General features: G+C 71.6%; 11 protein-coding genes. 7 read left to right on the top strand and 4 right to left on the bottom strand.

Going from position 1 to position 12705, the window contains the following annotated elements; genetic code table 11:
- Positions 1-7 precede the first annotated feature (7 nt).
- On the top strand, positions 8-1951 hold the full coding sequence (locus AC1DQF_RS05620) for a M13 family metallopeptidase (RefSeq protein ID WP_477524224.1): 1944 nt from the start codon (positions 8-10) through the stop codon (positions 1949-1951).
- 62 nt (positions 1952-2013) lie between these two features.
- On the top strand, positions 2014-2475 hold the full coding sequence (locus AC1DQF_RS05615; protein WP_477524223.1) for a universal stress protein: 462 nt from the start codon (positions 2014-2016) through the stop codon (positions 2473-2475).
- Here AC1DQF_RS05615 and AC1DQF_RS05610 read toward each other — a convergent pair.
- Positions 2456-2968 carry a hypothetical protein gene (locus AC1DQF_RS05610; protein WP_477524222.1) on the bottom strand — a complete coding sequence of 171 codons (513 nt, stop codon included), beginning with the start codon at positions 2966-2968 and terminating at the stop codon, positions 2456-2458. The two genes, AC1DQF_RS05615 and AC1DQF_RS05610, sit on opposite strands and share 20 nt — an antisense overlap.
- 88 nt (positions 2969-3056) lie before the next feature.
- Between AC1DQF_RS05610 and AC1DQF_RS05605 the strand changes: the two genes are divergently transcribed.
- From AC1DQF_RS05605 to AC1DQF_RS05585, 5 genes are read left to right on the top strand one after another with little or no spacing between them, the layout of a single operon-like run.
- Positions 3057-3431: a YbaB/EbfC family nucleoid-associated protein gene (locus AC1DQF_RS05605; RefSeq protein ID WP_477524221.1), complete on the top strand. Its 375-nt coding sequence runs from the start codon at positions 3057-3059 to the stop codon at positions 3429-3431.
- Positions 3431-3751: a type VII secretion target gene (locus AC1DQF_RS05600; protein WP_477524220.1), complete on the top strand. Its 321-nt coding sequence runs from the start codon at positions 3431-3433 to the stop codon at positions 3749-3751. The genes AC1DQF_RS05605 and AC1DQF_RS05600 overlap by 1 nt, the downstream gene beginning before the upstream one ends.
- Complete coding sequence (locus tag AC1DQF_RS05595; protein WP_477524219.1) at positions 3748-4617, top strand: hypothetical protein; 870 nt, start codon at positions 3748-3750, stop codon at positions 4615-4617. Before AC1DQF_RS05600 ends, AC1DQF_RS05595 begins: the two co-directional genes overlap by 4 nt.
- A 16-nt stretch (positions 4618-4633) precedes the next feature.
- Positions 4634-5386 (top strand): 2-phosphosulfolactate phosphatase, encoded by a 753-nt coding sequence (locus AC1DQF_RS05590; protein ID WP_477524218.1) that lies wholly within the window; start codon positions 4634-4636, stop codon positions 5384-5386.
- Between the two features lie 33 nt (positions 5387-5419).
- The gene (locus AC1DQF_RS05585) at positions 5420-7540 is read left to right on the top strand and encodes a RecQ family ATP-dependent DNA helicase (RefSeq protein ID WP_477524217.1); all 2121 of its coding nucleotides are present in this window, start codon (positions 5420-5422) and stop codon (positions 7538-7540) included.
- Between the two features lie 24 nt (positions 7541-7564).
- On the opposite strand, the gene AC1DQF_RS05580 is transcribed toward AC1DQF_RS05585, so the two are convergent.
- The 3 genes from AC1DQF_RS05580 to AC1DQF_RS05570 all read right to left on the bottom strand — a co-directional run bounded on the left by AC1DQF_RS05580 (position 7565) and on the right by AC1DQF_RS05570 (position 12701).
- Positions 7565-8776 (bottom strand): acyltransferase family protein, encoded by a 1212-nt coding sequence (locus AC1DQF_RS05580; RefSeq protein ID WP_477524216.1) that lies wholly within the window; start codon positions 8774-8776, stop codon positions 7565-7567.
- A 25-nt stretch (positions 8777-8801) separates the two neighbouring features.
- Entirely contained in the window at positions 8802-10706 is a 1905-nt protein-coding gene (locus tag AC1DQF_RS05575) for a glycosyltransferase family 2 protein (RefSeq protein WP_477524215.1), read from the bottom strand.
- A gap of 510 nt (positions 10707-11216) precedes the next feature.
- Positions 11217-12701: a DHA2 family efflux MFS transporter permease subunit gene (locus AC1DQF_RS05570; protein WP_477524214.1), complete on the bottom strand. Its 1485-nt coding sequence runs from the start codon at positions 12699-12701 to the stop codon at positions 11217-11219.
- Positions 12702-12705 lie beyond the last annotated feature (4 nt).

The following is a 12705-nucleotide window of genomic DNA, read 5'->3' as shown; positions in this document are numbered from 1 at the left end:
CGGGTCCGTGAGCATCCTCGACGACGCCCGCCCGGGCATGAACCCTGACATCCGTCCCCAGGACGACCTGTTCGGCCACGTCAACGGGCGCTGGCTCGACGAGACCGAGATCCCCAGCGACCGCTCGAGCTGGGGCCCGTTCGTCCAGCTCGCCGACGTCGCCGAGCAGCAGGTCAACGACATCATCACGTCGCTGGCCGAGACCCCGGCCGACGAGCTCGGTGAGGACGCCCGCAAGATCGGCGACCTCTTCGCCTCGTTCATGGACGAGGCGGCGATCGACCGGCTCGGCACGCGCCCGATCCAGCCGCTCGTGACCGCGGTCGAGGCGCTGCGCGACGTGCGCGACCTCGCGGCGTTCCTCGGCGAGTTCGAGCGGATCGGCGGCGCCGGCCTGTTCGGGTCCTACATCGACACCGACGACCGCAACTCCGACCGCTACCTCTTCCACATCACCCAGGGCGGCCTCGGGCTCCCGGACGAGAGCTACTACCGCGAGGACAAGTTCGCCGAGATCCGCGAGGCGTACGTCGGCTACCTCACCCGGCTGCTCGAGCTCGGCGGCCACGCGCACCCGGCGGCGGCGGCGCAGACGGTCCTCGAGGTGGACACCCGCCTGGCCAAGGGCCACTGGGAGCGCGCGGAGACCCGCGACGTCCAGAAGACCTACAACCTGATGACGCTCGAGGAGCTCAAGGCGCTCGCGCCGGCCTTCGACTGGGAGGCCTACGCCACCAACCTCGGCGGCAGCGCGGAGACCATCGCCGAGTCGTGCGTGCGTCAGCCGTCCTACCTGGCGCACCTCTCGACCGTGCTGGAGGAGGTCGACATCGAGCAGTGGCGCCCGTGGCTGCTGTTCCACGTGCTGCGCTCCGCCGCGCCCTACCTTCCCGACGACTTCGTGCAGACCAACTTCGACTTCTACGGCCGCACCCTCAACGGCACGCCCGAGCTGCGCGAGCGCTGGAAGCGCGGCGTCGCCCTGGTCGAGGGCGCGATCGGCGAGGCCGTCGGCAAGGTCTACGTGGAGCGGCACTTCCCGCCGGAGTCCAAGGCGATGATGGACGACCTGGTCGCCAACCTGCTCCAGGCCTACCGCGTCTCCATCGAGGCGCTGGACTGGATGACCGAGGAGACCAAGCAGCGGGCCTACGACAAGCTCGACACCTTCCGGCCCAAGATCGGCTACCCGGAGAAGTTCCGCGACTACAGCAACCTGCGGGTCACCGCCGACGACCTGATGGGCAACGTGGCGGCCTCCGCGGCGTACGAGACCGACCGCGAGCTGGCCAAGATCGGCTCGCCGGTGGACCGCGACGAGTGGTTCATGCTGCCGCAGACCGTCAACGCCTACTACAACCCCGGCACCAACGAGATCTGCTTCCCGGCGGGCATCCTGCAGAGGCCGTTCTTCAGCCCCGACGCCCACCCCGCGGAGAACTACGGCGGCATCGGCGCGGTCATCGGCCACGAGATCGGCCACGGCTTCGACGACCAGGGCGCTCAGTACGACGGAGCCGGCAACCTCAACGACTGGTGGACCGCCGACGACAAGGCCGCCTTCGAGGTCAAGTCCAAGGCGCTGATCGAGCAGTACGACGGCTTCGAGCCGCGCGCGCTGCCCGGCGAGAAGGTCAACGGCGCGCTGACCGTCGGCGAGAACATCGGTGACCTCGGGGGCCTGACCATCGGCCACAAGGCGTTCGTCATCGCCGAGGGCGGCGACGCCTCCGTCGAGGACCGGCGCAAGGTCTTCCTCAACTGGGCCTACTGCTGGCGTACCAAGCGGCGTCGCGAGCAGGAGCAGCAGTACCTCACCATCGACCCGCACTCCCCGCCGGAGTTCCGGGCCAACATCGTGCGCAACCTCGACGAGTTCCACGAGGTGTTCGAGACCTCGACGGAGGACGCGCTATGGGTCGACCCGGAGCAGCGCGTCCGCATCTGGTGAGTCAGGCGGCTCAGCCGCGCGGGACGAGGCGGCGGCCCGAGCCGTCGGTCTACGCTCGCTCCATGCGAGCAGCGGTGACGATCGATGGCGGGATCCTGGTGGGTCATGACGGGTCCAGGTCCTCCGGTGAGGCAGTCGTGTGGGCGGGTCGGCACGCCGCCCGCCTCGGCATCCCCCTGCACGTGCTGCGGGCCTGGAGCCTGACCAACGCGCCCCGTCCCGCCTCGATGGCGCCGGGCTTCGTCCCGCCGGAGGAGGACTTCCAGCAGGCGGTGCTCGAGCAGCTCGCGCGGGACGTGCAGGCCCTGCACCTCCCTCAGGACTGCACGGTCGAGCTGCACGCGGCGCACGGCCAGTCCTCGGCCAAGCTCCTCGAGTGCGCCGTCGGCGCGGAGATCCTCGTGGTCGGCCGTCGGGGGGCGGGTGGCTTCCGCGGGCTGCTGACCGGTTCGACGGCCGAGCAGGTGGTGCGGCACGCACCCGGCCCGGTCGTGGTGGTGCCGGTCACCGGTCAGGGTGCCTGAACTCGTCCCACCGCCGCTCCTCGTAGTCGTCGAGGAACAGGTCCGGTCGTCGTTCGAGCTCGGCGTCGATGCGTTGCGCAAGGGGTTCTAGGTCGTTGACGTACGCCATCGACACCGGGAAGACGAGGGCGCGGTGCCGGGGGTCGTCGCCCCACAGGGTGATCGTCGTGAAGTAGGCCTCGCGCTTCACCCGCACCCGCGTGACCTGCGAGAACTGCAGCTGGTGGACCACGCGGTCGCCGTACGTGCGGGTCAGCGTCGACCCGCTGACGTGGACGTGGATGCGGAGCAGGCCACGGGCGAGCAGGAGGGGCACCACCACGAGGACGAGCGCCATGCCCACGCCCATGACCCACGTGCCGAGGGAYCCGGACCCGCCGGCCGCGGTCCGGAAGACCCGGTAGGTGGGGATGGCGAGGACCACGGCCACGGCCACCATCGCCCACGCCAGCGCGGTCCGTTGTGGCAGCTCTGTCCCGAGATCGGTGGTCATGGCGCAACATTAGGGCCGCCGGGGTTTGACCCGCGCCGCCCCGGGTACCCGGGGTGAGCCACGTTCCGATGTAGGAGGCTTGATCCCCGTGTCCTCGAGACTCGACGCCATGCTCGCCCAGATCGACGCCCAGGCCGACGCCTCGTTGGCCAAGCTCGACCAGGCCGAGCAGTTCGCCCGCCGCTCCGAGGCGCTCACCGTGGAGGGGGAGAGCCCCGACGGTCGGGCCGTCGTCACGGTCAACGGCACCGCGCACCCGGTGGCCGTCCGCTTCTCCGACGACGTCCACCAGCTGTCGCCGGGCGAGCTGGGCAGCGCCGTGATGAGCGCCCTGGGCCAGGCCCAGCGCCGGCTGTCGTTCCGCATCGAGGAGCTCGGCGCCGAGGTCTACGGACCCGACTCCGGCACGGCCCGCACGTACGCCGACGCGTACCGCGAGCAGTACGGCTACGAGGAGGTCTGATGAGCGACGGATTCGCGGTCAACGCCGGCGACCTGCGGGCACACGCCTCGCACGTGCGGAGCCTCAACAGCCAGGTCGACAAGGCCAGGGCCGCCTCCCACGAGGCCAACTTCAGCTCGACCATGTTCGGGACCATCGGCTCGAAGCTGGTCTGGCCGCTCATGGCGCCGCTCGACGCGGCCGGCCAGGAGTCGATGACCACGCTCGGCGAGATCTTCACCTCCACCGCGGACGCGGTGCAGAACGTGGCCGACGAGTTCGAGGTCGTCGACGGTGCCGTCATGACCGCATGGAACAAGATGGTGGACCTCCTCCCGTGAACGATCTCGTCGTCACCTCCCCGGGCACCGACCACGGGCTGGTCGCCAACCACGGCTCGATCACCGAGCTGAACAACGGTGTGGCGGTCCTCGACGGCGCCATCGACGGCGCCTCCGCCCTCGCCCAGGGCGACTTCATCGAGGCGAGCGTGCAGGGCGTCAGCGCGGCTCTGGACGTGGTGGGGATGATCGTGAACCCCATCGCCGGCGTCTCCTCGATGGTGGCCAACTTCATGATGGAGCACTGCGGCGCCCTCCAGGAGTGGCTCGACGAGATGCTCGGCGACCCGGCGGTGATCACCGCGGGGGCGCAGTCGTGGACCAACATCGGCAACCACCTCCAGGGCCTCTCCCCGGACTACACCGCGCTGGTCGCCCACGACCTCGGCGAGTTCTCGGGTCTCGCCATCAACGCCTACCGGGGTGTCTCGTCCGTCTCGGCCGAGGTCGTCACAGCCCTCGGAAGAATCTCCCACGGCGTCTCCGCCGGTGTGGAGGTCGCCGGCGGGCTGCTGGCCGGTGTCCGGGACTTCGTGCAGGCGCTGGTCTCCGACCTGGTCGGGGCGGCGGTCGACGCGCTGGCCAAGGTCGCGCTGACCGCCGGGATCGCCGCACCGTGGGCCGGCACCGGCCTGGTGATGAAGGCGCGGGAGGTCATCGAGAGGTGCCGCACCTTCATGAAGGGACTCTCGACGTCCCTCGACAACTTCGCCGAGCTCGTGGGTGAGATCAGCCCGGCCATGAAGTCCGCGACCAAGGCGGTGTCCACCTACCTCGTCGAGGGGGCGACGGCCGGGGTCGACGCCGGCCTCACCGTGGCCTTCTCCATGGGCAAGGGTGTCACCCAGGGAGACCACGACATCTAGGTTGTTGAATGGTCCGGTGATCAAGCCGGGGCACGACCAGGGTGCGTACGCCGTGCGGTGCGAGTGGGGCCCGACCGGCGCGGCCCTGGTCCCCGCCGACATCGCGGTCGTCGTCGACGTGCTGTCCTTCACCACCACGGTGACGATCGCGGTCGGGCGGGGGATCGCCGTCCTGCCCTACCGGTGGCGCGACGAGACCGCACTGTCGTACGYCGCCTCGCGGGACGCGCTGCTGGCGGTCGGTCGTCTCGAGGCGCGCGAGCAGGCGGGGCAGGTGAGCCTGTCGCCCGCCGCCATGGCCGGGGTCGCCGGGGTGGAGCGGATCGTGCTGCCCTCGCCGAACGGCTCGACCATCACGATGGCGCTGGCGGGAACCGGTGCCCGGGTCGTGGCCGGGTCGCTGCGCAACGCCGCTGCGGTCGCCGAGCACCTCGCACCGCTGGTGCGCGGCGGCGCGACGTGCGTCGTCGTACCGGCGGGGGAGCGGTGGCCCGACGGCACCCTGCGACCGGCCGTCGAGGACCTGTGGGGGGCGGGCGCGATCCTGACCGGGCTCCTCGAGCGGCGTGTCGGCGGGCTGAGCCCGGAGGCCCTGGTCGCGACGCACGCCTGGGCGGCCGTCCGCCTGCCCGCGGACCTCCACGACTGCGCCTCGGGGCGCGAGCTGGTGGCGGCGGGGTTCGCCGACGACGTCGCGGTGGCGGCCGAGGTGGACGCCGGCGACGTCGTGCCCGTGCTGGACGGAGAGGCGTTCGTCGACGCCGCCTGAGCGTTGTCGGGGCGCCCTGTTAGACATGGGGCCATGACCACCGCCACCGACGTCCGTGCCGAGGCCGAGCGCCACCTCCAGGCCCTGGTGGGACGCGACGACGCGGTCCTGCGCGAGGACCAGTGGTCCGCGATCGAGGCGCTCGCCGTCGACCGCCGCCGGGCGCTGGTCGTGCAGCGCACCGGCTGGGGCAAGTCGGCGGTCTACTTCGTCGCGACCCTGCTGCTGCGCTCGCGAGGCGCCGGCCCGACCGTCATCGTCTCGCCGCTGCTCGCCCTGATGCGCAACCAGATCGAGGCCGCCGAGCGTGCCGGCATCCGGGCGGTGACCATCAATTCCACCAACATCGAGCAGTGGCAGCCGATCAACGACGCGATCAACGCGGGTGAGGTCGACGTGCTGCTCGTCAGCCCCGAGCGCCTCAACAACCCGGGCTTCCGCGACCAGGTCCTGCCGCGGCTGGCCGCCACCTCGGGCCTGCTCGTGGTCGACGAGGCGCACTGCATCTCCGACTGGGGCCACGACTTCCGCCCCGACTACCGCCGGATCCGCACGCTCCTCGGCGACCTGCCGGAGGGCATCCCGGTGCTGGCCACGACGGCGACGGCCAACGCCCGGGTGACCGCCGACGTCGCCGAGCAGCTCGGGGGTGGGCTCGACCCGGCCGCCGACGAGCGCTCGGGCGTGCTGGTGCTCCGCGGCTCCCTCGACCGCGAGTCGCTGCGGTTGGGGGTGCTTCGCCTGCGCACCGCCGAGCAGCGGCTCGCCTGGCTCGCCGACCACCTGTCCGAGCAGCCCGGCTCGGGCATCGTCTACTGCCTCACCGTCGCCGCCACCCAGGAGGTCGCGGCCTACCTGCGCGAGCGTGGGCACGAGGTCGCCGCCTACTCCGGGCAGACCGACCCGACCGAGCGGCAGGCGCTGGAGGCCGACCTGGTGGCGGGCCGGGTCAAGGCCCTCATCGCCACCTCGGCGCTGGGCATGGGCTTCGACGCCTCGCTGGGCTTCGTGATCAACCTCGGGGCTCCCCAGTCCCCGGTCGCCTACTACCAGCAGGTCGGCCGTGCCGGTCGCGGCACCTCGGAGGCCAGCGTCGTGCTCCTGCCGCAGCTCGAGGACCGCGACATCTGGGCCTACTTCGCCGGGCTGTCCTTCCCGCCCGAGCAGCTCGTCCGGCAGACGATCGAGGTCCTCGCGGGCTCCGACAAGCCGCTGTCCACTGCCACGCTGGAGTCCTACGTCGAGCTCGGGCGCAACCGGCTCGAGGCGATGCTCAAGGTCCTCGACGTCGACGGTGCCGTCCGACGTGTCCAGGGCGGGTGGGAGGCCACCGGCCGGCCATGGGCCTACGACGCCGAGCGCTACGACCGGGTCCGGGAGGCCCGGGAGCGCGAGCAGGCCGCGATGCTGGCCTACCTCGACAGCGACGAGTGCCGGATGCGCTACCTGCGCGAGCAGCTCGACGACCCCGACGCCGTCGACTGCGGCCGCTGCGACAACTGCGGTGGCCTCTCGCTGGTCACCTCCGTCTCGGAGGAGGCGGTGGCGTCGGCCAGCGCCCGGCTCTCGCGCCCGGGGGTGGCGATCGAGCCGCGCAAGATGTGGCCCACCGCGCTGGCCAACCTCGGGCTCGGCCTCAAGGGCAAGATCGGGACCGGTCCCGCCGACGGGCGGGCGATCGCCCGGCTCACCGACCTCGGCCACGGCCAGGCGCTGCGCGAGCTCTTCGCCGCCGGTGTCCCCGACGGGCCGGTCCCGCCGTCCCTGGCCCAGGGACTGATGACGGTGATGAAGGACTGGTCGGGCGAGTGGGCCGAGCGGCCCGTCGCCCTCGTCCATGTCGAGTCCRCCACCCGTCCCCAGCTCGTCGCCGACCTCGCCGCCGGGTTGGCCCGGGTCATGCAGCTGCCCCTCGTCGGCACCTGGGCGATCGCCGACCCGTCGGTGGCCCCGGGCCGGGGCGCCACCAACTCTGCCCAGCGGGTGGCGGCGGTGACACGGCGCTACGAGCTGCGCGCCGGGGTCCCCTCGGGCCCGGTGCTGCTCGTCGACGACCTCGTCGTCACCGGCTGGACGATGACCGTCGCGGCCGTGGCGCTTCGCGAGGCCGGCGCCACCGCGGTGCTTCCCGTGGCGCTCGGCACCCAGGCCTGAGGCCGGCGACACGACCACAATGCGTCAGGCGGACTCGCGGGACAGGTGCGGGTAGTAGTCCCGCGGTGTTCCGTCCCGGTCGACCAGCGTGGAGAGTCGCAGCCCGGCGGACTCCACCGTCCGGGAGCTGAGCCAGGCGAGGGCCACGCTGGGAACCGCCACCACGACGGCCGTCGCCAGGAAGGCCGCCCCGGGCTGAGCCGCGGGCACGAGCCCCCAGGAGGAGACCAGCCGCAGCACGGGCTCGTGGATCAGGTAGATCCCGTAGCCGAGCCCGCCCAGCCAGGCCAGGGTCGGCTCGGTGAGCACCTTCGGGTACGGGCCGCGGTGCAGGACGATGGCGGCGAGCGCGACGCCCAGCGCGACGGCGTACAGGGTGGGCCACCAGTGCAGCTGGCCCGTGTCGGGCCGGGTGACGACCAGCGCCAGCAGGGCCCCGACACCGAGACCGGCCACGAGTCGTCGCGRCACGGTCGGCAGCTGGACGCCTCGCGCGCTGGCCACGGCGAGGAACATGCCGACGGCGAAGCTGCCGGCCCGCGACATCGGCGAGAACCACACCGACCAGTTGGCCGGGTCCTGCTGGGTCAGGTTGATGGTGACGAGGTTGTAGACCAGGCCGATCACCAGCAGGAGGGTGGGCAGGGACAGCAGCACCGCGGTGCGGGCCCGCGGGCCGTCCCAGCGGCGGACCGCCCGCCGGATCAGCGGGAAGCTCATCGCCACCAGCAGGTAGAAGTGGAACTCCACCGCCAGGCTCCAGGCCGGGCCTGCAGTCCAGAAGATGTAGGTGTCGCTGTAGATGTGGGTGAACGTCAGGTGCAGCAGCAGGTCCTGCCAGTGCCCCGGGAGGTCGTGGTTGGTCATCGCCCACACCACCAGGACGACGGTCCAGTACAGCGGCAGCAGCCGGGCCGTGCGTCGCAGGAGCATCGCGCGACCCGACCGGGTCTCGTCGCCGGCGTACAGGGCCCGGGCCACCGGCAGCCAGAGGACCAGGCCCGACAGCACGAAGAACATCTCCACGAACAGCTCGGTGCCGATCATCAACTGGTGGGCCAGGCCGTCCCAGGGCCATGCGGCGTCGGGGCCGCTGCGGGAGTGCTGGTAGGCGTGGAAGGTCACCACGCTGAGCGCCGCGATGGCGCGCAGGGTGTTGAGCGGGAAGACCCGCCGGTCGTCGGTGCCGCTCGCCGGGGCGGGGGCGGGGGTTCGGGTTGCCTGCAGGGTGCTCATGCAGCCACCTCCTCGTCGTACGTCGTCAGGGTTCGGTCGGTGCCTGTGTGCTGGCCGGAGCTCGAGCCGCTGCTCGCGGCGGTCCGGGGGTCACCACCCACTGGTGCTCGCCGCGCAGCTGCTTGAGGTGCGCGACCCGGTTCACCAGGTTCTTGGCCTCGGTGTAGACGAGCAGGTTGAGGATGCTCGCCGACACGAACCACCAGGGGTGCCGGCGGATGCTCGGCGCGCCCAGCCGGTAGGCCGCCATCGTCTGCAGCGGGCCGGAGACGGTGACGAACAAGGTGATGAGCACGAAGAGCGGGGAGGTCAGCTGCAGCCCGCCGTCGCGCCAGGCCAGGAAGCCGAGCAGCGGCCAGGCGAACATCGAGATCCACGGGTAGATCTCGCGCCAGCCGAGCAGGTAGGTCAGGCCGGCCTTCTGCCGCAGCGACAGGTGCGGGCGTCGCAGCAGCGGCCACAGGTGCCGGACCGACACCTGGAACCAGCCCTGCGCCCAGCGCAGCCGCTGCTTCCACAGCGACCGGATGTTCTCCGGGGCCAGCTCGTAGCTCACCAGGCCCGGGTCGCTGACCAGGCTCCCGCCCGCGCCGAGGGTGCGCATCGAGGCCTCGATGTCCTCGGTGAGGTAGGAGCCGCGGAGCCGGATGCGCTCCAGCGCGGTGGCCCGCCAGTAGCCGTTGGAGCCGCCGAAGATCCCGAAGCCGTGCAGGGCCGCACGGCCCGGGTGCGAGACGGCATAGATCTGCTCGAACTCCACGGCGACGAGTCGGGCCAGGGCCGAGTCCGCGCCGTTGCGGATCACGCAGTGCCCTTGGACGACGTCGTGTCCCGCGGCGATCCAGCGCCAGGCGCGGTCGAAGGAGCCGTCGGCCGGGTGGTGGTCGGCGTCGAAGATGCCGACGAACTCACCGTTCGCGATGCGCGTGACCGCGTTGACGTTCTGCGCCTTGGAGGTGCTCTCGGAGACCTTGAGGACGGTCAGCCGGTCGTGGGTCGCGTCCAGCTCGGCGAGACGCGCCTCCACGGGCAGGGTCACCGGGGAGTTGTAGGCCAGGATCACCTGCAGCTCGCCGCTGTAGTCGTGGGCGACGAAGTGCTCGATCGTCTCGACGATCGTGTCCGCCTCGTTGGGCAGGTACGCCGCGATGATCGCCGTGGCTCGCGGGGCCGGCTCGTCGGGCACGTCGGGCACTCGCGGCGGCGTGAACGCGTGGGAGATCTCGGCCCAGATCGTGAGTGCGGTGAGCGTGAGGGCGCCCACGAGGGTCCAGTAGAGCGGACCCGAGACGTCGATGCCGAGGTGGAACAGGCCCACCATCGTCAGGAACGGCAGCAGCACGCTGCCTGCGGTCGCCGCCACGATCTGACGGCCCGCGGTCCACCCGGAGATGCGCGGGTTGCGGGCCTTGACGTGCAGGCCGTCCTGCCGCGGCTGGAGGTCGCGCTGGCGCAGCGACTCGGCGGCCGCCTTGCCCGCGGCCTGCGCGGCCGCGTCGGGGTCCTGCTGTCGGGTGATGGGTGCCCAGCCGACGCCGAGGTCGACCACCACGTCCGTGTCGTGGAGGCGGTCGAGGACCTCGAGGGCGAAGTACGCCATCTCCTGAAGCCGTACCGGCCGGGCGGCACGGTCCTCGCGGCGCAGCTGGAGCAGCAGGCGGCCGTTCGGGGTTGCGGAGATCAGCTCGCCCGGCTGGAGTCGGGCGGTGAGCAGCTCGGCGGCGCGCTCCACCACTCCGGCCGGGGCGCGGGTGTGGTCGTTGGGGTCGTCGCTGTCGGTGGCCCACACGGGGTCGATGACCGCGACGATGCGACGGCGGGCGACCCGGTTGAAGGTCGTGACGGGGGCGGTGATGTCGACGGTGTCGACGACGGCCCCGGTCGTGATCGGTCGGTCGAAGGGCGTGGCAGCTCGTGGCTGGACGGTCATGGGAAGGTCTCTCTCCGGTCGGCGTGCAGGTCGACCCGGGGGACCGGTGGTGACCGGTGGGCCCGGGAGGTGCGCGTCTGCGTGAGCCGCGGCGAAGCGTTCGACGCTCCACGATCGACCCCCACGGGAGCAACTCCGAACCCCCCTCGGCGACGGTGAGGATGCTCACCCGAGACCCGGGTCACGCCCCGATGACGACGGCCCGCCCCCGCCGCGGCCGTCCCGGGGGTGGCGGTGCGTCAGCCACATTCTCGATCGCGGATATGTGGCTGCGGCACCGCTCGTGCAGGTGTCGCCCGGGACTCGCCGGGGTGGGGGTGAGCAGGCCACATTCCCGGTCGCGACAGTGTGGCTGACTCACCGCTCCGGGGGCGACGGGCGACGGCCACAGGAGCGACCCCGGAGAATGTGGCTGGCTCACCGCCCCCCTGGCGCGCCCCGCGCCCCGGGAACGCCAGACGGCCCGCCCCCCATGAGGAGGACGGGCCGTCGGTGAGCGCCGGTGGTGGGTCAGTGACCCAGCATCACCGCGGGGTCGGCCGGGGCGACCTTGGTGCGGGGCAGGAACGCCGCCGGGATCAGGCAGCAGGCGACGAGGATCGTCGCCACCACGAACACGGTCGCGAACGAGTCGGCCATGTGGTCCAGCTGGCCGGCCGGCGTGGTGGCCGTGCTCTTCTTGAGCTCGTTGGTGAGGATCACCGAGAACAGGGCGGTGCCCATCGAGGCCGCGACCTGCTGGGTGATGTTGAGCAGGGTGGAGCCGCGGGCCACGTTGTGTGCGGTCAGTGTCGCCAGCGCGGCGGTCATGATCGGCATCATCGTGCCGCCCATGCCGAGGCCCATCACGAAGAGCGCACCGAGGATGTAGGAGTAGGAGGTGTCCACCTCGATCTGGGTGAACATCGCCATGCCGACGGTGATCACGGTGATCCCGACGAGCACGATCTTGCCGGGGCCGATGCGGTCGGCCAGGATCCCGGCGATCGGCATGGTGATCATCGCGCCGATGCCCTGCGGGGCGAGCAGCAGCCCGGCCCCGAGCGCGTCCTCGCCGCGGACGGTGATGAAGTACAGCGGGAACAGCAGCGAGGCGCCGAAGAAGGCGATCGCGAAGAGCATCATCGCCAGCACCGCGACGGTCATGTTGCGGTTCTTGAACAGGCGCAGCTCGATCAGCGGGTGCAGGTTGCGCCGGCTGAGGGCCCACGGCACGAACGCGATGATCAGCAGGGCGCCGAGGACCATCGGGACCAGGACCTCGGGAGTCATCGCGGTGCCGTGCTCCGGGATGGAGCTGACGCCGTAGAGGAAGGCGGCGAGGCCCGGGGAGAGCAGGATCATGCCCAGCCAGTCGAAGGTCTCCGACGGCTCGACCTCGTCCTTGGGCAGCACGATCCAGGCGTAGACGATGGCGGCGGCGCCGATCGGAAGGTTGATCAGGAAGATCCAGTGCCACGACGCGCTGTCGATCAGGGCGCCACCGAGGATCGGGCCGAAGATCGGACCGAGCAGCATCGGGATGCCGAGCACGGCCATCACGCGCCCGACACGCTCCGGGCCGGCGGCGCGGGTCAGGATCGTCATGCCCAGCGGCATCAGCATGCCGCCACCGAGGCCCTGCAGGACGCGGAAGAGGACGAGCATCTCCAGGCTGGTGGCCGTGGCGCACAGCACCGAGCCGGCGGTGAAGAGCAGCACGGCAAGCAGGTAGAGCCGCTTGGTGCCGAAGCGGTCGGCCGCCCACCCGGTCAGCGGGATCACGCTGGCCAGGGCCAGCGTGTAGCCGGTCATGGTCCAGGCGACCTCGGCCGCGGTCGCGTCGAACTCGCGCTGGAAGGTCTCGAGGGCCACCGAGACGACGGTGATGTCGAGGATGGACATGATGGCGCCGAGCACGACGACGCCGGCGACGCGGAGGACGCTCTTGTCGAGCTTGTCGGAGTCACTGCCCGCCGGGACGTCGGCGGGATGCTGCTGGAGGTCTGTGGTCACCGGG

The sequence above is a fragment of the Nocardioides sp. P4_G4 genome (assembly GCF_056401085.1).
The sequence above is the reverse complement of the archived record's forward strand: the minus strand, read 5'-3'. Positions and strand labels throughout refer to the sequence as shown.